The 25,241-nt window shown below is 56.4% G+C and carries 21 protein-coding genes and 3 pseudogenes; 10 read left to right on the top strand and 14 right to left on the bottom strand.

From position 1 onward, the window contains the following. Positions 1–4: 4 nt before the first annotated feature. Positions 5–706 carry a response regulator gene (locus ACK6D9_RS04595; protein WP_412050809.1) on the top strand — a complete coding sequence of 234 codons (702 nt, stop codon included), beginning with the start codon at positions 5–7 and terminating at the stop codon, positions 704–706. On the opposite strand, the gene ACK6D9_RS04590 is transcribed toward ACK6D9_RS04595, so the two are convergent. Together ACK6D9_RS04590 and ACK6D9_RS04585 are read right to left on the bottom strand one after the other, a co-directional pair. After that, a complete protein-coding gene (locus ACK6D9_RS04590; protein WP_412050808.1) occupies positions 666–3,047 on the bottom strand; it encodes an ATP-binding protein in 2,382 nt (793 codons plus the stop codon). The genes ACK6D9_RS04595 and ACK6D9_RS04590 overlap by 41 nt on opposite strands. A 5-nt stretch (positions 3,048–3,052) precedes the next feature. After that, a complete protein-coding gene (locus tag ACK6D9_RS04585) occupies positions 3,053–4,345 on the bottom strand; it encodes a cytosine permease (protein ID WP_412050807.1) in 1,293 nt (430 codons plus the stop codon). 289 nt (positions 4,346–4,634) lie between these two features. On the opposite strand from ACK6D9_RS04585, the gene ACK6D9_RS04580 reads away from it, so the two are divergent. Together ACK6D9_RS04580 and ACK6D9_RS04575 are read left to right on the top strand one after the other, a co-directional pair. Next, on the top strand, positions 4,635–4,826 hold the full coding sequence (locus tag ACK6D9_RS04580) for a hypothetical protein (protein ID WP_412050806.1): 192 nt from the start codon (positions 4,635–4,637) through the stop codon (positions 4,824–4,826). A gap of 76 nt (positions 4,827–4,902) precedes the next feature. Continuing rightward, positions 4,903–5,139: pseudogene (locus tag ACK6D9_RS04575) on the top strand (IS110 family transposase); the annotation flags it as partial. Positions 5,140–5,249: 110 nt separating this feature from the next. On the opposite strand, the gene ACK6D9_RS04570 reads toward ACK6D9_RS04575, so the two are convergent. Both ACK6D9_RS04570 and ACK6D9_RS04565 read right to left on the bottom strand, forming a co-directional pair. Further along, on the bottom strand, positions 5,250–6,254 hold the full coding sequence (locus ACK6D9_RS04570; RefSeq protein WP_412050805.1) for a site-specific integrase: 1,005 nt from the start codon (positions 6,252–6,254) through the stop codon (positions 5,250–5,252). Further along, on the bottom strand, positions 6,251–6,910 hold the full coding sequence (locus ACK6D9_RS04565; protein WP_412050804.1) for a tyrosine-type recombinase/integrase: 660 nt from the start codon (positions 6,908–6,910) through the stop codon (positions 6,251–6,253). Before ACK6D9_RS04565 ends, ACK6D9_RS04570 begins: the two co-directional genes overlap by 4 nt. A 210-nt stretch (positions 6,911–7,120) precedes the next feature. Here ACK6D9_RS04565 and ACK6D9_RS04560 point away from each other — a divergent pair. Further along, positions 7,121–8,157: pseudogene (locus ACK6D9_RS04560) on the top strand (IS110 family transposase). Between the two features lie 266 nt (positions 8,158–8,423). Here the strand turns inward: ACK6D9_RS04560 and ACK6D9_RS04555 are convergent. Both ACK6D9_RS04555 and ACK6D9_RS04550 read right to left on the bottom strand, forming a co-directional pair. Further along, positions 8,424–9,173, bottom strand: a complete 750-nt coding sequence (locus ACK6D9_RS04555; RefSeq protein ID WP_412050803.1) for an IS5 family transposase — start codon at positions 9,171–9,173, stop codon at positions 8,424–8,426. 324 nt (positions 9,174–9,497) lie between these two features. Continuing rightward, positions 9,498–10,535 (bottom strand): IS110 family transposase, encoded by a 1,038-nt coding sequence (locus ACK6D9_RS04550; RefSeq protein WP_412048717.1) that lies wholly within the window; start codon positions 10,533–10,535, stop codon positions 9,498–9,500. A gap of 188 nt (positions 10,536–10,723) precedes the next feature. Here ACK6D9_RS04550 and ACK6D9_RS04545 point away from each other — a divergent pair, with 188 nt between their 5' ends. Then, entirely contained in the window at positions 10,724–11,767 is a 1,044-nt protein-coding gene (locus tag ACK6D9_RS04545; protein WP_412050802.1) for a tyrosine-type recombinase/integrase, read from the top strand. Between the two features lie 85 nt (positions 11,768–11,852). On the opposite strand, the gene ACK6D9_RS04540 is transcribed toward ACK6D9_RS04545, so the two are convergent. After that, positions 11,853–12,035 carry a DNA cytosine methyltransferase gene (locus ACK6D9_RS04540; RefSeq protein WP_412050801.1) on the bottom strand — a complete coding sequence of 61 codons (183 nt, stop codon included), beginning with the start codon at positions 12,033–12,035 and terminating at the stop codon, positions 11,853–11,855. A 93-nt stretch (positions 12,036–12,128) separates the two neighbouring features. On the opposite strand from ACK6D9_RS04540, the pseudogene ACK6D9_RS04535 reads away from it, so the two are divergent. Continuing rightward, a pseudogene (locus tag ACK6D9_RS04535) lies at positions 12,129–12,311 on the top strand (ATP-binding protein); the annotation flags it as partial. A 384-nt stretch (positions 12,312–12,695) separates the two neighbouring features. On the opposite strand, the gene ACK6D9_RS04530 reads toward ACK6D9_RS04535, so the two are convergent. The 7 genes from ACK6D9_RS04530 to ACK6D9_RS04500 all read right to left on the bottom strand — a co-directional run bounded on the left by ACK6D9_RS04530 (position 12,696) and on the right by ACK6D9_RS04500 (position 20,616). Further along, positions 12,696–14,420: a thiamine pyrophosphate-binding protein gene (locus tag ACK6D9_RS04530; protein WP_412050800.1), complete on the bottom strand. Its 1,725-nt coding sequence runs from the start codon at positions 14,418–14,420 to the stop codon at positions 12,696–12,698. Between the two features lie 15 nt (positions 14,421–14,435). Beyond that, the gene (locus tag ACK6D9_RS04525) at positions 14,436–15,869 is read right to left on the bottom strand and encodes an amidase (RefSeq protein ID WP_412050799.1); all 1,434 of its coding nucleotides are present in this window, start codon (positions 15,867–15,869) and stop codon (positions 14,436–14,438) included. A 38-nt stretch (positions 15,870–15,907) separates the two neighbouring features. Beyond that, entirely contained in the window at positions 15,908–16,675 is a 768-nt protein-coding gene (locus ACK6D9_RS04520; RefSeq protein WP_412050798.1) for an ABC transporter ATP-binding protein, read from the bottom strand. 2 nt (positions 16,676–16,677) lie between these two features. Then, positions 16,678–17,382, bottom strand: a complete 705-nt coding sequence (locus tag ACK6D9_RS04515) for an ABC transporter ATP-binding protein (protein ID WP_412050797.1) — start codon at positions 17,380–17,382, stop codon at positions 16,678–16,680. A 52-nt stretch (positions 17,383–17,434) separates the two neighbouring features. Next, a complete protein-coding gene (locus ACK6D9_RS04510) occupies positions 17,435–18,319 on the bottom strand; it encodes a branched-chain amino acid ABC transporter permease (RefSeq protein ID WP_412050796.1) in 885 nt (294 codons plus the stop codon). A 15-nt stretch (positions 18,320–18,334) separates the two neighbouring features. Then, the gene (locus ACK6D9_RS04505; RefSeq protein WP_412050795.1) at positions 18,335–19,279 is read right to left on the bottom strand and encodes a branched-chain amino acid ABC transporter permease; all 945 of its coding nucleotides are present in this window, start codon (positions 19,277–19,279) and stop codon (positions 18,335–18,337) included. Positions 19,280–19,401: 122 nt separating this feature from the next. Then, entirely contained in the window at positions 19,402–20,616 is a 1,215-nt protein-coding gene (locus ACK6D9_RS04500; RefSeq protein WP_412050794.1) for an amino acid ABC transporter substrate-binding protein, read from the bottom strand. Between the two features lie 268 nt (positions 20,617–20,884). Here ACK6D9_RS04500 and ACK6D9_RS04495 point away from each other — a divergent pair, with 268 nt between their 5' ends. From ACK6D9_RS04495 to ACK6D9_RS04480, 4 genes are read left to right on the top strand one after another with little or no spacing between them, the layout of a single operon-like run. Continuing rightward, the gene (locus ACK6D9_RS04495) at positions 20,885–21,664 is read left to right on the top strand and encodes an IclR family transcriptional regulator (RefSeq protein ID WP_412050793.1); all 780 of its coding nucleotides are present in this window, start codon (positions 20,885–20,887) and stop codon (positions 21,662–21,664) included. Positions 21,665–21,687: 23 nt separating this feature from the next. Further along, positions 21,688–22,482 (top strand): SDR family NAD(P)-dependent oxidoreductase, encoded by a 795-nt coding sequence (locus ACK6D9_RS04490; RefSeq protein ID WP_412050792.1) that lies wholly within the window; start codon positions 21,688–21,690, stop codon positions 22,480–22,482. Positions 22,483–22,509: 27 nt separating this feature from the next. Next, complete coding sequence (locus ACK6D9_RS04485; RefSeq protein WP_412050791.1) at positions 22,510–23,994, top strand: class I adenylate-forming enzyme family protein; 1,485 nt, start codon at positions 22,510–22,512, stop codon at positions 23,992–23,994. After that, on the top strand, positions 23,991–25,148 hold the full coding sequence (locus tag ACK6D9_RS04480; protein ID WP_412050790.1) for a thiolase family protein: 1,158 nt from the start codon (positions 23,991–23,993) through the stop codon (positions 25,146–25,148). Before ACK6D9_RS04485 ends, ACK6D9_RS04480 begins: the two co-directional genes overlap by 4 nt. The last annotated feature ends 93 nt before the right edge of the window (positions 25,149–25,241 follow it).

Raw genomic sequence — 25,241 nt, 5'->3', positions numbered from 1 at the left:
CGAATTGACAGCAGATTCAACTCATAGACTGGCCGTTGTCGATGACGACCCCTCAATCCGGGAGACACTTGCGGGGTTTCTGGAAGAAGAGGGCTATGAGGTCTGCTGTGCAGGCGATGCAACTGGCCTCGACCGGATAATGCGCTCCAAACCGCTGGATTTGGTCCTCCTCGACATTCGGCTGCCGGGACGTGACGGACTGGCGCTTACCCGTGAACTGCGGGAGAAGTCCGAGATAGGCATAATCCTTATTGCCGGGCGCAACGACAAGGTAGACCGGATCATCGGCCTCGAATACGGCGCCGACGACTATATAGCAAAACCGCTGGATGAACGCGAACTGCTACCGCGTGTTCGCAACCTGCTGCGGCGGGTTGGGCACGCTCATCTGGCGAGCCGACCGTCGCAGCTGAAATTCGACCGCTTCGTCTTGGATATCGGCAAAAGAAACCTTACCGACGAAACAGGAAGGCCTGTCTCTCTAACAACCGCAGAATTCGAATTGCTGTACGCTTTGTCTCGCAATGCCGGCCAGGTCATGTCGCGGGAGCGCCTCATGGCCACCACGCCCCGTCGACACTGGGACACCACCGACCGGACAATCGACACACTGGTTCGCCGCTTGCGACGAAAGATCGAGCGCGATCCAGACAAACCCGCATTGATTACAACCGTTCATGGGGTAGGCTATCTTTTTGCGCAGTAAGATCATCGCTGCCAGCCCACGATACAAGAGCGGGGCGGGCCGCAACAATCATTCCGATGACGCGCGCGCACACATCGCCAACCGCGAGCGTGTCGCCTGTTGTAGCGGCGTCTTCCAGCTTGGTGGCTTCGTCAGACAACTCGGCAAGACCGATATTCGAAGCCGCGCCAGATAGGCGGTGAGCCGTCTCCCGCACCTCGGCGAAATCGAGCCGCGAACAGGAGGCAGCAAGATCTTCCGCTGCCTGGGAAGCCAAATCGATGAATGCGTCAAGAATGCGTCGTGTGCGAGCTACGCCGAGTTGCTGGCTAATCCTCACAATTCGTTGCGGATACGGGGTTTCCGTCCGTGGCGAGGCCGACCAACTCTCCAACAACTGATTAAGATGGTTGAGTTCGACCGGCTTGCCAACCACCTCGTCAAACCCCCGTAGCCTATAAAGCGGCTTGTCCGTGGGAAGCGGACTGGCCGTAAGGCCGACAATCATACCGGCATTTTTTGCGAGGCCGGGATCAGCGCGAACGGTTACAGTGGTCGCTACGCCGTCCATACCGGGCATGCGTATATCCATAAGTACCAGATCAAAAACCATCTCACGCAGAATCTCCAAGGCCTCCTCTCCGCTTGCAGCCACCTCAACGGTGCATCCATTGGCGCGTAGCAACCCGGAAATTACCTGTAAATTGAGAGGAACGTCGTCAACAACCAGAACTCTGGCGGTCATCACGAGCGGGGTCGTCGGCAACGCCTTCCCCTGCATCATCGGCAACATAACGCTAAACGTCGTACCGCTACCAAGCATGCTTTCAACTGTAATATGACCCTGCATCATCTCGGTAATTCGCTTGCTGATAGCAAGTCCCAGCCCGGTACCCTCGTATCTTCGCCGGCTGCCGGTATCCCCTTGGGAAAAGGGCTGAAACAATTTTGGTATGACATTGGGTGCGATCCCAATGCCAGTATCCTCAACCTCAAGCAGAAACTCGAAATTATCCGCTTTAAACCCTGTCGCGCTGGCACGCACTTCCACATGACCCGCATCGGTGAACTTAATGGCGTTGCCGACCAGGTTGATGATTATCTGTTGCAATCTTGCAGGATCACCATTGACCATCGGTGGGATGGAGTCGTCAACATCGATCCGTACGGCAATACCTTTCTGCAAGGCCTCCGCACTTGCGAGCATCACGGCGGTGGCTATCGTATCCTTGGGGTCGAAAGTCACGTAGTCGAGCCGCATGTGTCCTGCTTCAAGAACAGCGAGATCCACGATATCATTAATGATCACAGTCAAGGTTTTCGCGACCTGAATCGTCTTGTCCACGATACGTCGTGCTTTGTCTGTTAGCCGTTGCCCCGACAGCAATTGGGCGAGTCCCAGGATGCCGCTGACCGGCGTCTTCAATTCATGGCTTATCATCGCAAGAGATTCTGATTTCATACGTCCAAGCGCCTCTGCAGCATCTTTAGCCTTCATGAGAGCATGTTCGGCTTCATACCGAACAGTGATATCGGCAGCACTTCCGATGATGGCTGAGCGAGACCGAATCAAGATAAATTGTCGCGAGATCGCTAGGTGCCGTCCGCTCGGCAGACGAAACTCCCGCATCTGCGTTAGATCGCCTCCGTTTCCTGCTGTCAGCAGCCAATCGAAGACCTCCGACAGTGCATTCAGGCTAGTTCCGAACTCCTTGAGCGTCGCTGCCGTGTTGCCGTGAAACAATTCCAGCGCCGCCTTGTTGGCAAACTGGGTATCACCCTCGGAATCCAGCACAAACAGTGCCACCGGCGACGCATCCAGCAGTCTTCGGACTTCATAGTCGCTCATTCTGCTCTCACGAACCAAGAGCATTAGAAATCCGAGAAAAGCGACCCCCGCAATATCTGCAACCATCCGCGACAAGAGGCCCGTCGCAACTGTGGAAAGAGACATCACCGACATTGCAACACTATCGCCAGTCACGATCGAAGCGAAGAAGCGGCCTTGCAAAATGACGAACTTTCCACCCGTATCCAAAAACTCCTGACGCGCAAAACCCAATTGTTTAAATTCCTCCGAGGGGATCGCCGCATATGATCCGGAAATCACAATGGTATAGGGATCGGCATCTTCGGATCGAACCGCAACACCACGCGCGGCGGCCGCACCATCTTGCTGCGATACCTGGTATGCCATGGCGTCGAAGGCGAGTTTGGTTTCTTGAAGCACCAGAGCTTCCCTAACGTGCATGCGCGCCTGAAACAGCAGGAAGGCCAACGACGAAACCAGAATGATCACCACAATGCCGGTTCTCGCCTCAAGCGGGGCTTTCTTTACGTTGTCAGGGGAGATGATCACCATCGTTGTCAATCAATGGCTTCGGCGCCGTATCGTTCGACCCCGATTCCGGCTCCAAGCATTGCGGGGGCGATACTCGCCAGCAAAAGATAGGTTATGGCCGCCAATGGGGCACCAATCAGGGGACTTACAATATCGGGAAGCGCGCGCCAGGCAATAAAGGTCGTTGCAATAGCGATCGCCGTGGCCAGAAGGGCTGCATAATTGAAGTGACCGCTGCGAGCTCGTGAAAAGCCGCCATTTGCGCGGAGGACGTAATAGTCAGCAAGAATGACACCGCCAATTGGGGGTACCACGACAACCAGAAACATCACCCAGTTGAATACATCCGCAACCTGATCACTGATTGCGATCGCAATGCCGATCACGGCGGCAGCACTGCTCAACAAGGCCCAGGACAATCCGGGGAACGCCCTTTTCAGCGTAACGCTTGCATTGGCAAGACATGCATCGCAAGTCGTCCAGTGTGCTATCAGCACAAGAAGAAGAAGCACGATAGATAAAGGGTGGTAGGAGGTGAAAAAACTCGCTGGCTCCAATCCCACAGCCCCAATCAAGACTCCGCAAACCAGAAAAGGAAAATTGGAAAGGAGAAATCCGATAACGGTCGCTTGAATAGCCTCGTTTCCGGTCCGGCAGTATCGGACGATGTCTCCGGTCATCGTGCCGCTGACGACAAAAGTGCCAAAGGCAATGCAGACTCCCGTCCCGAAAGATAGCGTCCCATCAAGCGGACCATCCAAAAGAATTGGCCACTTTGGCAGGATATCGGTCAACAGGACGATGGTGACAAACACCACCATGGCTGGAAATGCGACGGCAGTCAGATTGAATCCGTGGCTGTATCCCAAGACGACAGGCAGCGCGAAAACAATCCCAACCAGCCCGATCCACAATCCTGGGGAAACATGGGACGTTGCCATCTCGGAAAGCAGGGAGGTCGTCAATACAACATGAAACGCATACCAGCCGGTGACAAGAAAAGCGAGCAGAAGACCCGGGAGGATGGCACCTGTTCGCCCAAAAACGGCTTCGAGTGTAAGTTGGGAATTCAGCCCCCAACGACCGGCGGCGAATCCGATTGCTGCTGAGTAGACGAACAACAACCAACTGCCGAGTACAACTGCAAAGAGTGCATCCGGCGTTCCGAGCCCTAGCTGAAGTCGGTGGCCAACAATGATGGAAGCGAACGCTGAGGTGAAGCCGGACCAGGCAAACGCCGGGTAAAACAATCCGCGACGTCGCGATAGCGGGATCGGATTTACGGATGCTGTTTGACTCATTTCTTGCTCATCACCCAAATTTCGCTCCTTGCAAAGGGCTTACCGTTTGCGTCACCGACTATCAACGCCATTTCCTTCTGAAACGCACGCGTGGAATAGCGAGCGTCGAATCAATCCGTTAAATCACCAGCTGAAAACATTATCGAAAAGCCGTCTGTGCAATGCTGGATTCAGATTTCAAATGCGACTTGTTAAAGCATGCAAAATCATCCAATTTTGAGGGCAATCATCAGACATACGCCGCCCGATGCGGGACAATCCCGCCGCTACCGTGGACTAATTTTGCACCGCCGCTCTCACCAAGCCGATGGAGAAACCGGCCAATGATCGAACGATGCACGTCAACGCCACGCCCGGCGAGTTCGACGCACAGTTCGTCGAGCGTCACTTCGCTATTCTCGGCGATGCGACCGCCAATCCATTCGCCATGCGCCGTCAGCTTTCCACCTGGCGGCTGACCCTGCCTTGCAGGCGTATGCGAGCAGACCTAATGGGATGAACTGCCCCTCGACCCGGACCGCTGATATTGTGCGGTGTTTTGGTTGAGGAGGAGGACGATATGAACATCTCGATTTTTGGGCATTGATTTGGGCAAAAACAGCTGCAGCCTTGCCGGGTTACATGAACGTGGAGCGGTAGTCTACCGCAAGCGGGTGCGGCGTCACCGGCTCCATGAAGTCCTTGCTTCCATACAGCCCTGTATAGTCGCAATCGAAGCATGCGGCGGCGCGCACCACGTGGGCAGATTTTGCGTTGAGGTTGGTCATCAGCCGCGGTTGATGTCGCCGCTTTATGTGCGGCCTTATGTCAAGTTATGCTCACCTCGTCATAACTTCAATAATCACGAGGTACCCATAATGCGGAGGAGCGCGGCCTGATCGGCGGATTTTGGCCGATTTTATCCATGTTCCTCCGCATTATTTCAGAGCGTGTCGAGCCAGGTGAGCACGCTGGTATCGCGCTTCCAGGATGATTGGCTGCCGGGTATGGCTGGAACGGTGACTTTTTCCAGAGCTTTCCGCTTCGTTTCCAGATTGGCCCTGGCATAGTGGTTGGTGGTATCGAGGCTGACATGACCGAGCCAACTGCGGATGACCGTAACGTCGACGCCTGCCGAGATGAGGTGCACGGCGGTGGCGTGCCGGAAGGCGTGTGGCGTTACGTGCTTGGCCCGCAGCGTTGGCGTGGTTTCGGCCGCCGTCTTTACGTAGGCGGTGAGTTTGAAGCGGACCCCCGAGGCGCTGAGTGGCTCGCCATAGCGGTTGACGAACAGCCGCTGGTCGGGTGCCCGTGGTTGCCGCTCAAGCAGTTTCTTCAGCAACATCACGGTTTCCGGCCAGAGCGGGCAGATACGTTCCTTCCGGCCCTTGCCGGTCAGGCGCACGCAGTTCGGGCTTTCGAACCGGATTGCTTCAGGGCACAGGTCGAGCGCTTCCTGTATTCGTGCGCCGCTATTGTAGAGGAACGAGAGTAGTACATGATCCCGCATGCCCTCAACGGTCGAACGGTCTGGCTGAGCGAGGATCGCCGTCACTTCCGCCGGATCCAGATAGCTCGGTTCCGACACCGGAGCGCGCTTGATCGGTATATTGAGGATTTCCACGCATTGCGCGATCGATCCGGGATCCCTGGTGGCCACGAAGTGGAAGAAGCTGCGGATCGCCGCAAGCCGGCAGTTGCGCGTGCCGATCGTACCGCCACGGTGATATTCGGTGTGACTGAGGAACGCGGCGACCTCGCTGGCGGCTAGATCTGCCAGCGTGATCATAGCCACCTTCTTCCCAGTGCGCTGAGCGACGAACCGGAGCAACAACCGCCAGGTATCGCGGTATGATCGAACCGTATGGATAGACGCGTTGCGCTGCTCGACCAGCCATTCGTAGAAGAACGCGCGCATCAGGTCCGGGAACCGGTCAACCTTGCTCATGGCCGCACCTCCTGGTCCAGGCTGAGGCACGGTGCGCCAACCACCCGGAACCGTTCATTTGCGTAATGCAGCAGCTCCTGCGTGACGGTGATGTAGACCAGGGTGGAGTTGATGTCCCGGTGGCCGAGATAGGTCGCGAGGAACGGCAGGCGATCCAGTGGATTGATGCCCGTTCGGTACCATTCGAGGATCCTGTTCACGACCATCGAGTGGCGGAGGTCATGAACGCGAGGCCCTGTTTTTCCTCGCAATGGCTTCAACCCAGCGCGGCGAATGATGTCGGCAAGCAGCCAAGTGATCATTTCCGGCGTGTAATGGCCGTCGCCTCGCTGGTGCCAGAACAGGCCGGAACGCGCATCTTGTGATCCACCGGCACGCCGCCGGGCATCGATGTAGGCCCTAAGCTCGACTACAACGCTGTCGGGTAGCGGCAGTATCCGGGTCTTGAAGAACTTGGTCTGCCGGATGGTTATCGTACCGCCCTGCAGGTCAACGTCACCAAGATCGAGACGGGCAAGCTCGCCACGCCGTAAGCCCGCGCAATAGGCCAGTAGCAGCATCGTGTATATGCTCAGCGGTCGAAGTGGCACCCTTGGAGACGGATAGGTACGGGCAACCTCGAGCATCCGCCGCACGTCGGCGAATATGCGGCTCATTTTCCAGCTGAATTTTGTAATCAGAGCCCCCTTTCAGTGCCCGCTTGGAACAAAAACAACGAACGCGTGATTTATAACTTCCTAGATGGGGTAACGGGCTGCCAAGCCGGCCGACGGAGGCAGGGTTGGTGAGAAGGTGGTCGTCCCTCACACTGATGGTGTGAACGGAGTCGGGACGGATCCCGCTCCAAGCATCGAGGAGAGACGACCATGGAGCATTATGCAGGGATTGACGTTTCATTGGAATCTTCGAGCGTGTGCGTTGTCGACGCCAGTGGCAAGATCGTTCGCGAGAGTAAGGTGGCAAGCGAACCGGCAGCGCTGATCGGCTGGTTTGCGTCGCTCGGCTTTGAGCTGGTGCGCATCGGACTGGAAGCTGGCCCCCTATCGCAATGGCTTTATGCGGCCATGCGGCAAGACGGCCTTGCAGTCGAGCTTCTGGAGACGCGGCATGTGCGTGACGCCTTCAAGGCGATGCCGGTGAAGACGGACCGGAATGATGCGCGTGGGATCGCGCAGTTGATGCGGTTGGGTTGGTTCCGGCCGGTGCATTGCAAATCTTTGGCAGCGCAGGAGGTTCGGGCAGTGCTGACGGCGCGCAAGCTGGTTCAATCGAAGTTGCGGGATATGGAGAACAGTGTGCGTGGCATTTTGCGCGGCTTCGGGCTGAAGGTCGGCCCGACCACGCCGCGCCACTTTGCCGAACGCATCCGCGATCTCGTGGTCGGCCATGAGAACCTGCAGATTGTGACGGGGGGACTGCTTTCGGTGCATGCCGTGCTCTTGCGCGAGTTTCAGGCTTTCGAAAGCAAGTTCGAGCGCTGGTGCGTCAGGATATAAGGACCAGGCAGTTAATGACCACACCGGGAGTGGGGCCGATCGTGGCGCTTACATATGCGTCTGCCATCGACGACCCGGATCGTTTCTCCTCCTCCAAGCAAGTGGGCGCGCATTTCGGGCTGACGCCAAGGCGGTATCAGTCCGGCGAGACCGACTACAGCGGCCGCATCAGCAAGATCGGTGACGCGGCGGTGCGCACGGCGCTGTTTGAAGCCGCCCACATCATGCTGACCAAACCGCTCAAGGGCTGCACGGCGCTCAAGAGTTGGGCGATGCGGATTGCCCGACGTGCCGGAATGAAGAAGGCAAAGGTTGCGCTCGCGCGCAAGCTCGCCGTGATCCTGCACCGCATGCTCGCCAACGGCACCGTCTTCAACGGTGAAGCCAAGTCGATGACGGGGGCCTAAAAAAGGAGAGCCAAGGTTCTCGGGTGGGCCACGACACCAGACCTTCCCGAAGCGAAGTCCCGTCGCCGGGACGATGGATCAGGTCAGACCGTAACAGCCTGCGTGGCATAGCGATCACGCGACTCTAGATTGGTCGACCTCATCCTCTTCAAACCCCATCAGGTGGCGGCTGCGCGCCGACCCCGTACAGAAGCAAGACCCCGGCGACTGGATGACGACAAAGGGATTGACTCACACAGGCCCGTTACAGAAGGGGCTGTTGACGTTTACCGTGTGTGAATGAGCGTTGCGGCAATTGAGATGAAGGCTTTGAAACTCTGGTCGGTTTTGCAAGAGCGCATTGCTATCCCTCTGTTTTCCTTCAGTTTGCCAAAGTAGTTTTCGATCAAATGCCGCCATTTGTAGGTTTCCTTGTCGAACTCTGCCGGGAACCTCCGGTTGGATTTTGGCGGTATGACCGGGGTTATGCCGCGATCCAGCAGGCCATTGCGCAGCCAATCCGCGTCAAAGGCCCTGTCCGCCAGCAAATATCCGGCGGACAAGCCGCTGATCAACGCATCGGTCTCGCGCAGATCATGAGCTTGCCCTGGCATCAGACAGAAATCGACGAGATTACCGAGCGCATCCGTCAGAGCCAGTATCTTTGTCGTTATGCCGCCGCGTGAGCGTCCAATGGCCTGGCAGAGAGTCCCCTTTGCGCCCTGACCCGAGCGATGAACCTTGACGATAGTACCGTCGATCATTGCGTATTCCAGATCGGCGTCTGAGGCTAATGCTTTGAACATACAATAGAAAGCATCCGCTTTGACCCATCTGCGGAACCGCTTGAATACAGAATTCCATTTGCCAAACTCACCCGGCAATTCGCGCCATTGCGCGCCCGTGCGGACGATCCAGAGGACTGCCTCCATGAAAAGTCGTGGGTCACGTCCGGTTTGTCCGGGATCGGTGGTTTTACCCAGGCAGTATGGTTCGATGATCGCCCATTGCGAATTGGATAGGACTCTTCGGGTCAAGGTTGCTCTCCTCCGTTTGCAACCTTGAATCAGAAGTCAGGTGATTTGGGAATCCCGAACGTCAACAGCCCCTTCTGTAACGGGCCTGTGTGAGTCAATCCCTTTGTCGTCATCCAGTCGCCGGGGTCTTGCTTCTGTACGGGGTCGGCGCGCAGCCGCCACCTGATGGGGTTTGAAGAGGATGAGGTCGACCAATCTAGAGTCGCGTGATCGCTATGCCACGCAGGCTGTTACGGTCTGACCTGATCCATCGTCCCGGCGACGGGACTTCGCTTCGGGAAGGTCTGGTGTCGTGGCCCACCCGAGAACCTTGGCTCTCCTTTTTTAGGCCCCCGTCATCGACTTGGCTTCACCGTTGAAGACGGTGCCGTTGGCGAGCATGCGGTGCAGGATCACGGCGAGCTTGCGCGCGAGCGCAACCTTTGCCTTCTTCATTCCGGCACGTCGGGCAATCCGCATCGCCCAACTCTTGAGCGCCGTGCAGCCCTTGAGCGGTTTGGTCAGCATGATGTGGGCGGCTTCAAACAGCGCCGTGCGCACCGCCGCGTCACCGATCTTGCTGATGCGGCCGCTGTAGTCGGTCTCGCCGGACTGATACCGCCTTGGCGTCAGCCCGAAATGCGCGCCCACTTGCTTGGAGGAGGAGAAACGATCCGGGTCGTCGATGGCAGACGCATATGTAAGCGCCACGATCGGCCCCACTCCCGGTGTGGTCATTAACTGCCTGGTCCTTATATCCTGACGCACCAGCGCTCGAACTTGCTTTTCGAAAGCCTGAAACTCGCGCAAGAGCACGGCATGCACCGAAAGCAGTCCCCCCGTCACAATCTGCAGGTTCTCATGGCCGACCACGAGATCGCGGATGCGTTCGGCAAAGTGGCGCGGCGTGGTCGGGCCGACCTTCAGCCCGAAGCCGCGCAAAATGCCACGCACACTGTTCTCCATATCCCGCAACTTCGATTGAACCAGCTTGCGCGCCGTCAGCACTGCCCGAACCTCCTGCGCTGCCAAAGATTTGCAATGCACCGGCCGGAACCAACCCAACCGCATCAACTGCGCGATCCCACGCGCATCATTCCGGTCCGTCTTCACCGGCATCGCCTTGAAGGCGTCACGCACATGCCGCGTCTCCAGAAGCTCGACTGCAAGGCCGTCTTGCCGCATGGCCGCATAAAGCCATTGCGATAGGGGGCCAGCTTCCAGTCCGATGCGCACCAGCTCAAAGCCGAGCGACGCAAACCAGCCGATCAGCGCTGCCGGTTCGCTTGCCACCTTACTCTCGCGAACGATCTTGCCACTGGCGTCGACAACGCACACGCTCGAAGATTCCAATGAAACGTCAATCCCTGCATAATGCTCCATGGTCGTCTCTCCTCGATGCTTGGAGCGGGATCCGTCCCGACTCCGTTCACACCATCAGTGTGAGGGACGACCACCTTCTCACCAACCCTGCCTCCGTCGGCCGGCTTGGCAGCCCGTTACCCCATCTAGTCTATTGCAGACGATTCAACCCAAAGACGACTGATGCGCTCTTGTCCACAGTTCGGGAAATGGAGGCATTTCTGGGCAGGAAGGACTTCAAGCGCTACACGAACGATGATGTTGATCGCTATCGCACCGAGCTTCGCAGGCGTGCGAACACCAATGAAGCCGATTCCCTCAGCATATCCACGTTAAGGCACCGAGCTTCACATATCCGTCGATTTCTCGATTGGTTGATCAAGCAGGACCACATGGAGAAACTGCCGCGGTCGTTGCCGGACTACGTAACCCTGTCGAAAGCGGATACGGCCCGCGCCAAAAAGCCGGAGCCCAGGCCATACCCAGCTGATGAAGAAGCTGTGCTGCTCGTTTCATCGATACCCGGCAATTCACTTGTCGAGCGGCGGGACCGGGCTATCGTGGCAACTTCTTTCCTGCTTGGCACACGTGCCAATGCGACGGCTTCACTTCGGATCAAGCATATCAACCTGGAACGTCACTGCGCCTTTCAGATCGCAACCGAGAGCCGGATCAAGAACAGCAAGACGCAGACAACCTGGTTCTTTCCGGGAGATCCCATCTTCGAGCAGACGCTGACCGACTGGATCCGAGAACTTGAGCGTTTTGGCGCCATGGGTGATGATGCGTTGTTTCCGCCGGATAAAGAACTGGGCCGCATCGCTTACTGGCAAATCAAGAGCAGGGAACCGATCGAACCCTGGGCGTCCTCAAGCGGCGTTGAGAAAGCTTTTCGCCGCGCCAGTGAGGCCGCAAAACTCCCCTTTTTCAATCCGCATTCGGCGCGTCACAACGTGTTCTTCCGAAAGGACAGATACTGTAGTACACGGCGGCAACGAAAAGCGTGGTCCCACAATGGTGGGCATGAAAACGAAGCCATCACCGAGCGCAATTATGCGAAGGTGACCGATCGGGAATGTAGGCAGGTTTTCTCCGAACTGGCGCAATCCAACGGCGAAACCCTCGAAGACAAGGATCTCATGATTGACCTGCAACTCGGAAAGCTGTTTCCCGGCACACCGGAGCATGCCCGGGCAACAAAGCTAATCAGAGCGCGGATGGATCGGGGTTTAGGGCTTGGTTGTTCACCATGATCTTAGTTGGCCGCAAGTAGCAGACCCGAAGTCGGGCAGCACATCAGCTCCTCATTTACTCGTCCGTCGTAGCAATCTATGCGACCTACAGTCGGTCGCGCACTCCCGAGGCGACGATCCGCGCCTGTTGGCATGGCACCCCGTTGCCTAGCTGCTGCATGGTCTCGGTCCACGAGCCGTGGAACATCATGTCGTCTGGGAACGTCTGCAGATGCGCGCTCGCGCGCACCGTGAAGTAGCGCCCCGAGCCATCCGGCCGCCGCAACATGTTCTCGCCCCCGGGAACACCGTGCGCTCCCGCTTTCAGTGTCTTGGCGGGCTCGTCGAGTGGGCTGCCCTGGTCAGCGAAATGATGGAGGCGCGAGACGAGCGCGGAGCCGCCCTGATCACCAGCAACCTACCGTTTCACGAATGGACCGAAACGCTCGGATCTGAACGTCTGACCGGCGCGCTGCTGGATCGTATCACCCACCACGTCAGCATCCTTGAGATGAATGGCGACAGCTATCGTCTCACCCAAAGCCGCGCCCGAAAGGCCGGCTGAAGCCCTCTCAGAAAATGACCGCACACGCATGAGACCCCCGCTCGGGCTACGTCCGCCCGGAGGTCTCATACGTGCACCATAAGTGGCCTGGTTTTACTCCGCCCATTGGCCGTTTTTTACTCCGCCGTTGACAATCACAATCCGTGTTGATTTCCACCGAGAAATGATGGGATGGATATCTCTCCCAACGACATCGCAATGTGCCAAAGTTATGTGTGACACCTCACAAGAAGGAGGAAGTATCCATCCAATCAGTTCTGAGTGGTAATCAGCAGTCCGACGTGTGACCGCATCTAGCAACTCGAAATTCGCCGCATCACTGAATTCTCCGAGTTGATCGCCATGCCCGCTCAACTGTTCAGCGATGCCAAAAAGCTGGCTACATTATGCGATGCGGTCGCCCTTTTTGACCTTGACGGTACGGTTGTCGACGCCCGGCAGCATCTTGGCCGGATCGCGTGTAACTACTACGTCCATGATTACCGGTCCTTTTGCCGACATTGCCTGCTCCAGTGCCTCCTCAAGTTGGTTTGGATGCTCGACGCGGATACCCCGCACGCCCATCGCCTCCGCGATTTTTGCATAGTTGGTCTCTTCGAGATCTGACGCATGATACCCCTCAGCACCGTACATGAGATGCTGAAGCGCTTTGATATAGCCGGATGCAGCGTTGTTCACCACTATGATGGTAAAATCGAGCTTGAGCCGTCGTGCGGTTTCAAGTTCGCCAAGCATCATATTGAAACCACCATCACCGGTGATGGCAAAGATCGGACGTGTGTCCGAGGCTGCGCGCGCGCCGATTGCAGCCGGCAGCCCGTAGCCAATAGATGCAAAACCGCGATCAGGCACAAACGCACGTCCGGCGCGTTTGGTGTCGAAAAGCAGCCCGCCCCAATGCGCCGCAAAACCGCCGTCCGCAATCAGGATACCGTCTTCCGGAAGCGCCTTGTTCAATTCCGTCAACAAACGGGCCATGCTGACCGGAATTTCGTCTGAATTCAAGCGAGCGCTGACATCCCTCCGCCACGCTTCCATGCGCTTGCCGACTTCGGCTGCATAGTTCGCCTGGCGCGCGTGAATGAACTCTCCCTTCGGTGCAAGTATCTCCTGAAGTTCAGAAATGGTCGCTCCCACGTCACCCCAGAGTGCCAAGTCACAATCGGTCGTGCGCCCAAATTCCTCGGGAAGAAGATCTATATGAACGATCCGCTTGCCACGTGGGGGAACCGTGAAGCGCTTGGTGGCAATCTCGCCAAGTTTGCAGCCCACCACCAAAATCAGATCAGACTCCTCAATCAGCTTGTTAGCGATACGATCGTAACGACCGAAAAGACCTGCGCTCAGGGTGCTAGTGCATGGGATTGCGCCCTTTCCGCTCAACGTGTGTGCGACAGGCATGTTGAACGCCTGCGAGAAAGCGGTCAGCACATCGGCTGCATCACTGAGGTGCACGCCGCCGCCAGCCAGAACGATAGGCATCCGCGCTTCTGTAATCAGTTCGGCTGCTTCGGCTAATGCGGCCGCATCTGGCCGGCAACGAATCGCTGGAATAGATTCGTGGGCTGCGACCGCGTAGAAATCAGATTCTTCGAATTCGTAGACGCCATGTGAGATGTCTTCAGGCACGTCTATGACGACAGGACCGGGGCGTCCTGAAGTCGCGACGGCAAACGCGCGGCGGACCAGTTCCGGGATGCGCGAGATGATCTCTATGCGAAGGAGTTCCTTCACCGCCGGACGGAGGATCTCAATCTGCCGACTTTCCTGGGTCATGTTCTTCCAAGAATGCTCGCGGTGGGAATCGCCGACAAGTACGACCATCGGAGTGCCGGCGTTAAGCGCTTCGACGAGGCCAGTTACCAAGTTGGTTGCGCCTGGCCCGAGCGTGGCATCTGCAAGGCCAACGCGGCCGGACACCTTAGCGTAAGCGTCCGCTGCGAAGATGCCGGCGCGCTCATCATTGATCAGATAGTGCTTCAACTTCAGGCGGCGTGCGGCATCGTAAAACGGCAGCAGTTGAAAACCGCCCATGCCATAGATCGGTCCGGGTTTGTAAAGCGAGATCATTCGGGCGATTGCTTCGCCACCCGTAAGCTCTATAGCCATTGGACATATTCCTCTTCAGGTCTTTTGGTTGCACGTTCCGAGCAACAGGGATGAAATGTCTGGTCGACGGTCGTGCCACTGCGTGGCATTCTCAAATGCCCATCCAAGCCGCATCACCACATCCTCACCGAATGCGGGAGCAACGATCTGCAGTGAAATTGGCATGCCATTACCGTTCGAGCCATTCGGAAGGGCGAGCGCGCACAATCCAAGATAGTTGACGAACCGGGTCAAATCCGAAAGCGGCATCGCGCCCTCGTCGACCTCTGATAGGGGCGGCGAAGCGATCGGCGTCGTAGGAAGTAACAGTGCATCAAGCCCCTCAAGCGTCGAGCGCATGGCAACCATATCGGTGCTTCTTTCTGCGAGGCGCGTGGCATAGTCAGCGGCCGACCCGCCGCGGCCGGCATGTATGCGTTCACGAACGAAGGGGTCGAACTCACCACGATCCTCCGTCATCAGATCAGCGAGGTTGGCGTAACCTTCGGTGCGGATGATATGGGACGCCCCGACGCAGTAGTCGATCGGTTTTCTCGGAAGCTCAATGTCGACCACGTCCACGCCAAGTTCACGAAAGACCTCTACCGACTGTTCCAGCGCATCGAGGACTTCAAATTGCACATTGGGTAACTGAGCATTGCTGACAACACCGACGCGCATGCCACGAACCGTCGTTTTCAGTCCGCGAAGGACACGCGGCGGCGCACTGTCCCATGTGGCCGGGTCACGGTCATCTGACCCCGAGAGGGCATCGAATATGATTGCAGCATCTTCCACCGTCCGCGCCAGCGTACCGATCGAATCCAGCGTCCGGCTGAGTGGGAACACACCATGCGTACTAACACTGGCTAGGGTTGGCTTCAGTCCGACGATCCCGTTCATCGACGCCGGACTGCGAATAGACCCGCCTGTATCCGAGGCCAGCGAAAACGGCACCATTCCGGCAGCCACTGCAACTCCGGAGCCGCTAGAAGACCCCCCAGGTGATCGATGTACTTGCAGATCCCAGGGATTCCGCGGTGCACCGAAGTGGGTATTGGTACCCCAGCCACCGAACGCGAACTCCACCATATGGAGCTTGCCGAGAAAAACTGCTCCTGCCGCCACAGCGCGTTCGACGACGGTAGCGGTCTGGTCGGCTATGTTGTCCTTCAGGTGCAGTGAACCCGCAGTAGTCGGCAATCCAGTAACATCCAGCAGATCCTTAACGGCGAACGGAATGCCGTGAAGCTTTCCCCTGTAGTGGCCTTCTGCAATCTCCTGTTCGACTTGTCGGGCCGCATCAAGGGCACTATCAGCACACACGAGAAGAAATGCGCGCAGCGTCGAATCCGTCTGCTCGATACGCTGCAAACATACCTTCAGCAGCTCAACCGGGGAGACATCGCCAGTTTCAAGCAGTGGCGCCAATTCGTGAATGGCAAGGTCAGCAAGTTTGCGCGAGTTCATCAGCATTCGCTCTCGAAGCAATAGATAGCGGCGACATATCAGTCGATCTTGTATTCCAGCCATTCGGCAATGAGCTTGTGAAGAGCTGAATCGCCTTCAAACATCTCGCGCCCACCCTCGGCCTTATTGCGCCCGAGCTCCAACACGTACAGATAGTCCGACACGGCAGCGCACTGCCGCACGTTCTGATCCACCAGCACAACGGTGATGCCCTTCGACGGCAGTTTCTTGATGAAATCATAGATCTCGCGCGACAGGCGCGGTGCAATCATGGCGGTCGGCTCATCGAGAAGAACGACTTCCGGCTCAAGCGCTAGGGCACGTGCCAGTTCAAGAAAGCGCTGCTGCCCGCCGCTGAGGCTCGAAGCGGGGTCGCTACGTTTTTCGCCAAGGATCGGGAACTGGGCATAGGCGGAATCAAGAACCCGTTTCACCCGAACGGAATCCTTGCGGAATACCCAGCAGCCAAGTAGCAGGTTGTCCTCGACCGTCAGATCGCCGAACAGGCTGCGGTTCTGCGGCACGAATGCGATTCCTCGTTCAATGAACGTGAAAGGCGGCTTGCCATTCAGACTTTCGCCTTTGTAGCGGATGTGACCCGTCGATGGTTTGAGAAAGCCGTAGAGGGTCTTCAGCGCAGTCGACTTGCCGGCGCCGTTCGGTCCGATGATGCCCGTAACCGTCCCCTTGCGCGCAGACAGGTTGAGATGGTCTAGAATGGTAATATCACCCTGGTATGAAACCGAGACGTCTTCCAGCGCGAGGATCACCTCACCGTGTGCAACGTTTGTGTGTGAACCAGCCATGATCATCGTCCTAGGAATGCTTCGATAACGTCGGGATTGGTCTGAATCGCTTTGGCGTCACCCTCCGCGATTGTCTTGCCCTGATCCAGGACGAGGAGATGTTCCGACAGGCTATAGACAGACGTGAGATCGTGACTGACCAGAATGAAGCTTTTGCCGCCATTCTTCAGTTTAAGGATCTGGTCTAGAAATATCTTGCACAGGTTCGGATGCACGCCCGCAAACGGCTCGTCCAGCAGGATCAGTTCCGGATCAAGCATCATCACGCGCAGGAGTTCGACGAGCTTCTGCTGGCCGCCAGACAGTTCCTCCGCATAGTTGTCGCGGATGCGATGAAGATCGACGTCAGCCAAAAGAGCCTCCGCCTTGTCCATCAGTTCCTTGTTGCTGCGGCTATCGTTGAGAACTGGCAGGATCAGGTTCTCCGTCAGGGTCAGACGCCGAAACAACCTGGGAACCTGAAAGGTGCGACCGATACCGAGGCGCGCGATCTCGTACGGCTTCTTACCGATCAGTTCGTTGCCTCGAAATCTTATAGAGCCTTCGGTGGCGTGATAGATACCGTTGATACAGTTCATGATGGTCGTTTTGCCCGAACCATTGACGCCGATCAGACCAAGTATGCTGTTGTCAGGTACATTGAAGGAGATGGTGTCGACGGCAACGTTACCGCCGAATACCTTTCGCAGAGCGTTTACTTCGAGCATTGAAACACCACTTCCAATCTGGAGAAGCACCGGTTTTTTTTGGAAGCAGCTTTCATCGCAGGTAAACCTTTCCAAAGAGACCGGCGGGGCGTAGCGCAATCGTGCCGATGAGGATCAGGAAGCCGACGGCCTGGGAGAGCGACTGCGGCAAGAAGACGATGGAAACCTGCTCGGCAATGCCGAAGACGATGCCGCCAATGATCGCACCGATCGGATGGCCGAGGCCACCAAGGACGATCACGACGAAGCCGATCAGTGTAAAATCGATGCCGGAAAACGGACCGAAAGCAGGAAAAACGAGCGCTAGTAGTACGCCTGTCGTTCCGGCGAGGCCGATCGCGAGGCCGAACGCCATTGCGGACAGATGCTCGATGTTAACACCGACGATCTGGATGGCGTCGCGGTTCATAATCGCGGCACGTAGAGCTTTTCCATAGATCGTCCGATAGAGGAACCAAGTCAGTGCACCGATGATAGCGATGCCCGTAGCAAGCGCCACCATATGTGCGGTCGGAATGAATACACCGCCAACCTTGAAGACGCTTGGCTTAAACGTGTAGTTCAGCGAGCGCGTGTCAGCCTCGAAGAAATACAACAGGATAGCGCCGGCCATTAGAGAGACGCCGTAGAAAGTCAGAAAGGATGCGACCTCCGGATCGTCGGAACGGCTCAGGCGCGGAACAAAAAGAAAATAGAGGCACACTCCAATACCGAAAAAGCCAATAAAGACGAGCGGAACCGACAGAAGCGGATGGAGATGGGACGCCGCAAAAAACACAAACACTGCATAGCAGCCCGCCACCACGAACTCGCCGTGAGAAAAATTTACGATCCGCATGGAGCCATAGATAATGGTCAGGCTACAGCCTATCAGTCCGTAGAGAGCGCCCAAGATAACGCCCGAGACCAGGGCTTGGATGAATAGCGTAGTAAGCATGAGAACGGTTCCGTCTCAGAAGAGGAAGCGGCGCAGTGAACGCTTGTACCGAACAAGCGAACCCACGATGCCGCTCGGCAAAAACATCATCAGCAGAACGATCACCATGCCGAGCAGGAAGACGTTCAGGATTGGGAAGTTCTGCCAGATGAGATCGTCAACGACGAGCATGACTAACGTGCCAATAACCGGACCGATAACGGTTCCTAGGCCACCCGCGACAGCGAAGATAATCGCCTTGGTGCTAACCAGCAGATTGAAAGCCGTTTCAGTGTCAACGATGCTGGTGTACCAAGCCTCAATACCGCCGGTCAGTGATGCAATTACGGCTGACAGGACCCACGCCTTGAGGCGGGCATTGCCGATGTTGATACCAATGGTTTCTGCCGTGTCAGGATCATCGCGGATTGCGCGCAGTGCCATACCCAGCCGGGATTGAGCGAGCCATGTCACCGTCAGCAACGTGGCAAGCAACAGAGCCAAAATGGCGTAGTACGCGCCGACCGGATCTGAGAAACCGAGTGAAATGCCGTAGGATCCACCCGCGACGTCCTCCGGCATAGCTGCGATAAGTAGGCGACAGATCACCGCCAAAGCAAGTGACACGATCGAGAAATAGATGCCACGCAGCACCAGCGTGCGCGCAAAAAGCAAGCTCAGAAGTGCCCCCGCCAGCGCGGCTACAATGAACCCGCCCCAGATGGGCAGCCCGTGCATCTTCACGGCAACGGCAGTCGCGTAGGCACCGACGCCATAGAAGGCAACATAGCCGAATGGTAGATAGCCTGTGAACCCGGCCATGACATTCAGTCCTGATGCGAGCGTGATCCACAAAAGGAGATAGAACCAGAATGCGAGACTGAACCCATATACAGGCAATAGGGCAAGCGCTACTGCCGAGATGGCAAGAAACGCGAGCCATATCGATGTCCGTATCCAAATAAGCCGGCTGGAAGACACAATATTACACTCTGTATTGACTGTTGCACGAAACTACCAGCGCAGGCCGTAACTGTTGGCAAGCATGCGCTGATAACCAGAAATGAACCGGTGCGCGCATTTCAGCGACACACCGGCTGTTTTCAACGCGAGGACCATGCCGGGATCGGATAAACCGGATCCGCAGTTTTCACTTCCTCTGGAGCAACAATCTGCAGACCGTTCGGCTGCTTCTGCAAGACGATTGGCGTCATGCCTCGCTGGAATCCAGTTTCGTCGATCTTAAACTCTCCGGAAACGATGATCGTGTTAGCGCTAAAATCAAGCGCTGCTTGCTTGAGCTTTTGCGGCTCAACCGAATTTGCCGTTGCTATCGATTTCTCGAGGATCACGCCAGCGCCATAGGCCAACGCAGTCTGGAAGTCCGCCGGGTAGGCAGCATTCGGATAAAGCTTGCCATAAGCCGCGAGGAACTCCTTGGTCGCCAACCCATCAGTGACCGGCCAGTTAACATTTGCATCGAACTGAGTGTGGCTGAAGATATAGTCGGCATCCGGACCCGTTTCGAGCACGGCAGGCGATGAACCATAAAGCATATAGTTGTAGGAGAAGTCGATTTCGCGTTCGCGCATCTGACGAAGCATCGGGATCAAGTCAGCATCATAGGATGACGAGTAGAAACCATCTGCCCCGGCAGCCTGAGCCTTCTGGAGCAAGATCGAGAAGTCTCTTGTACCCTTTGCATAGTGCTCAAAAAGCACAACTTCGATGCCGGCCTCCTCAGCCATTTTCTTTGCTGCCGATGCAGCACTGGCCGGGAACGGCTCGTCAATGGACACCACTGCAAGCTTCTTAACGCCGAGTTGACTCGCGAGAGCAATGCTCGTGACAGGAATTTGCGACGCCTGCGCGGTGACGGAAACGATATTCTTGTAACCCTGCTGGAACAATTGGTCCGACGACCCTGCCCAGCTGACCATAAAGCCACCGCGCGATTCGACGGTCGGCGCCGCAACACCCACTAGCGTCGAGCTAAATGGCGCAATCAGGGCGTCGACTTTTTCCTCAGTGATCAGCGATTCATAGACCCGCGCGACGAGTTGCTTGTCGCTGCGGTCATCGCGCTTAACTAGTTCCACAGGATACTTCTTACCATCCAGCTCAATGCCGCCGCGTGCGTTGACGTCGTCGACCCAGATTCCGATGCCACGTTCGCCAGACTGAGATGCGACCGCATAGGGACCAGTGGATGAAACAGTTAGACCAATGCGGATCGCTGTTCGCTCCTCGGCGCTGGCGTATGAAACGCCAGCCAGCACCGTCGATACGGCGAGCATGGATGTGAAAAGTGACTTCATAAGCAGAGCTCCCAATATTGTTCCGAGATACGGAATCTTGTTGCTTTGATTTCGGAACATTTGCATGTGATAGATATGTTGTCAACTAAGGAAATTTGGATTTATGGATTCACAAAATGATTGATTTTATGGGATTTTTGGCGCTTATTATGTGTATGAGTGCTGATTTTTGATATTTAACAAATGTTTTTTAGCTTTGCTTCCTCGACTTTTGTTCCGTATCGCGGAATAATTGCGCATCAGTATGGAATAGAAAAGTGATAGCGAGATGGAACAGAATCAAGATTCGACGCCTGTGAAGTCGATCGCCCGAGCCACAAAGATTCTGCGGGTTCTCGCGGAGATCGGTGGCTCCGGCGGCGCTTTGGGCGATGTGGCCAAGGCTTCCGGTTTTGGGAAGACCACAACACACAGGATTCTGGCTGCACTAAGCGAGGAAGGTTTCACCTATCAAGATATGGCCACGCGCCGTTATCATCTCGGCGCCGGCCTTGGTTTGCTCGCCCGCAGTGCTGCTGTGAACGAGATTGGTACCTTGGCGCAACCGGTCTTGATGCGACTTGCCGAAGAAACAGAAGACACTGCCTACATCCAGGTACGTGAAGGCCTGAGAAGCGTTTGCCTCGGTCGGGAACAGGGTGCCTTTCCGATCAGGACGCTCTCGCTCAATGTCGGCCAGAGCCGCCCACTCGGTGTCGGCTCTGGAGGGCTCGCTATACTTGGGAGTCTGGCGCCCACTGAAGTCGAGGCTGTTATTGAAGCCAACAGACGTTGGCTAGCCGACTATCCGACGTTCAGCCCGGAGAAAATCAGCGGGCTGGTGCGTCAGACACGTGCCCAAGGTTATGCCTTTGTCGAAGGATTGATGATTCCCGGCATCAACGCGGTAGCAGTGCCAATCAAGGACGCGGGCGGACGTCCAGTCGCCTCACTCAACATCACCGCCATTGCAGAGCGCATTCACGGCGACAGGGCGCTCTGGTTGGCGGGTCTGTTGCGCGAAGAGGCGCAGAAGCTTTCCGCCGCCTTGCTTCGCTCGGACCGATAGAAAATCACACGGAGACGTCTAAAATGGTAGACCGCCTGAAGGACAAGATCATTCTTTTGTTTGGCGCCGGATCGTCCGGCGAAGGCTGGGGCAATGGGAAGGCCACTGCTGCCCTTTTCGCACAGGAAGGGGCGCGGGTCATCGGTGTCGACCTTCACCTGTCTGCGGCCGAGGAGACCAAGGGGCGCGTTGCTGAAATGGGGTATGAAATGGATGCCCTAAGTGCGGACGTTACCGATTCTGCGCAGATCGAGTCCGTCGTTGACTATGTGAAAGACCGCTATGGTCGGATCGACGTTTTGCACAACAATGTCGGTGTAACCAAGATGGGCGGGCCGATTGAGCTGACGGAGGAGGAATGGCAGTTCTCTCTCGACACGAATCTGACCAGCGTGTTTCTTACCTGCAAGCATGTCCTGCCGGTCATGGTCGCGCAAGGGTCAGGCGCCATCGTGAACATATCTTCGCTTGCTTCGGTCCAAATCAATAAGATGCCCTACTTTGGCTACTACGCTTCAAAGGCCGGCCTTAATCACTTCACGCGGGCGCTCGCCGTCAACTATGCTCCGCATGGCATCCGCGCCAACGCGGTCCTGCCGGGCGTGATGAATACACCATTGATTTACAAGCAGATATCGACCGAATATTCGACCGTCGAGGACATGGTAAAAGCGCGTAATGCGGCGTCGCCAATGGGCAAGATGGGCGATGCGTGGGACGTTGCTTACGCGTCGCTCTTTCTCGCTTCTGATGAAGCGAAGTACGTCACCGGGGTCTGTATTCCGGTCGATGGCGGCAAGAGCTGCGCAGGTCGTTGATCAACCCCAACAGGAAGTATAGGCGCGATGATCCCCGCACGAGAGCTTTTAGAAAACAGTCGCAAAAACAGTACCCGGACCGCCCTTGTGTTCGGCTCGAACCAGATAACCTATGGGGAGCTTCTGGACAAGGTTAGAGGCGTTGTGGGAAGCTTAAACTTAATGGTTCAGCCGGGCGACCGGGTTGCGCTTCTCTGCACCAATTCCTACCAGTACATCTGGGTGTCACTAGCAATCGAGCTCGCGGGAGCCATCCGCGTTCCCATCAATATCAAGGTTTCACAAAACGAAATCAGCAAAATCATCGCCGACTGCACACCATCGATGGTGCTTTATGAGCAAGCTACGCGCCACCTCGTTCCCGGCACCTGCGCGGCACGTCTCGTCGACGTCATGGATATTGCACCGACGCACGAGAACGACATGCGGTTCCTCAACAGGCTCGACCGGCTCAACCCCGAAGACATCTGCTCTATCAACTACACATCGGGATCAACGGGCAACTCGAAAGGTGTTGCACTCTCCCACCGCAACTGGTCTTTTGTATATCTCAATATGCTGATTGACAGGGACATCGACAGGGATGACCATTTAGCCTTCATCGGGCCACTAACTCATGCCGCGTGGAGCTACCTGTTTGCCGGTCTTCTGACTGGCGCGACCAATATCGTCTTCGCCGGTGGCGATACTGATAGCATGCTCGCCTATAGTCGTACCAACCCGATCACCATCGTGACCTGCGTTCCCACCACCCTCATGCGTATTGTGGAGGCGACGAACAAAAATGACCCTCTAGCCCGGACGCTGAAGTGGATCGGCATCGGCGCTGCGCCGGTAACACAGGCGCAGCTAGACCGCGCAGCGGAGGTGTTCGGCAACCGTATCGTCATCAACTATGGGCAGACTGAAGCAATGATGACGTGTACCTACATGGACTTCCGCAAGAACGATAAAAAGTACATGCATGCCGATTATGTCGGTCGGCCCTACACATTCGCCCACATCAAGATCATTGGCGAAAACGGGAGGCCAGTGCAACGCGGAGAAGTTGGAGAGATATATCTTCGGGGCTCGCATACCATGGCCGGATACTGGAACCAGCCTGAGATCACCCGCGAGACGATTTGCGCTGGCTACGTCGCCAGCGGTGATCTTGGCCTTGAAGAAGAACCCGGACTGTTCCGCCTGGTTGGGCGCATCAAGGACATGATCATTTCAGGTGGTTTCAACATCTATCCTTCCGAGGTTGAGACGGTCGTAGCCAGCTACCCCGGCGTTGACGAGGTCGCTGTTGTCGGCAAAACCTGCGAAACTTGGGGTGAAAAGGTAGTATGCTTTTATAGCCAGCGCACCGGCGAAACCGTTGATGAAGATCTTCTCAAAGCCTATTGCAAGGAACAGCTTCAGTTCAAGGCTCCCAAGGAGTTCCACAGGCTGGCCTTGATTCCTAAATCGCCGACAGGCAAGATCGACAAAAAAGTGATCCGGCAGATGGAGGTCGCGGCGACATGACGCGAGTCTACGTTACTGCGCTGGCTCGGACGCCGTTTGGAAAATTCCGTGGCTGTCTTTCATCGTTGGATGCCATCCAGCTCGGAACGCGGCTCATCGACGGCCTGCTTGAGCGTGATGAATATCCAGAGCTGCTTCCGGAAAGTGTTCAGGGTGGCTCAGGTCTTCTCGGTGGATCTCATCTGACAACGTTGCGACAGAGCATTATACATTCGCGCCTACCGAATGCGACGCCATCCCAGGGTGTTGATCGTGCGTGCTGCTCTGGCATGAGCGCGATTTCCAACGCAGCCACTTGGCTGAAAGCGGGCAGCGCTCGGAAAGCGTTAGCGATCGGTGTCGAAAGCCTTTCAAACACACCTGTGCTGCTTCAGCGAGGTAATGACCGCAGGATCAGCAGTCTCTCCCTTTTCGATCCGTTGCTGCTTTCCGGCAGGGTCAGCGACAAAACGATCGCTCAGTATACGTCTGAAGAAGCCCTCAAATACGGCATCAGTCGTCCGGAGCAGGACCTATGGGCGTTACGTAGCCATGAACGTTACTTCGCGGGGAAACAGGCCGGCTTTTTCGAAAACCAGATATACGCACTGGAGGTCGGCGACCGGCTGATCTCGGACGATGAAGGACCGCGTGAAAATTCAACTAGCGCGCGATTAGCACAGTTGCCAACAATTAACGGAAGCACTACCATCACCGCGGGCAACGCGCCGGGCCTTTCCGATGGGGCGGCAGGAATCATTCTTTCCGATACAAGCATAGGTGAATCAGCCGAGATTCTTGACTGGGTACAGCTCGCTGGCGATCTGCAAAGCGGAACGTCTATTCCCGCTGCAGGAATCATCCAAGTTCTGCGACGGAATCAACTGACGTTGGATGATGTCGAAGTGATCGAGATCAATGAAGCCTTTGCCGCAACACCTCTCGTCAGCACGCTCATTCTAGCGGATGAATCTGGAACCAATCTCGAGATGCTGCGCGAAAGGACCAACATATTCGGCGGTTCGGTCGCAATCGGCCACCCGCTTGGTGCCAGCGGTGTCCGTATCGCCATTCAGGCGATCGAAAGGCTGCGTGCTCGAGGTGGCGGCACCGCTGTCTGCGCCATCTGTGGCGGCTTTGGACAGGGCGAAGCGATACTGCTTCAACTTGCCTAATTGAAGTAAAATACCGAAAAGTGGATCCCGGCTTGCGGTCTGCTGCCCTACCTATAAGTTAAAACGTACTTTGTATTTCCGAAGGGGCGCACC

It is taken from the genome of Hoeflea sp. Naph1 (assembly GCF_046837775.1).
In the GTDB taxonomy this organism is placed as follows: domain Bacteria; phylum Pseudomonadota; class Alphaproteobacteria; order Rhizobiales; family Rhizobiaceae; genus Hoeflea.
Note: the sequence above shows the minus strand (reverse complement) of the source record. Positions and strands in the feature narration are given on the sequence as shown.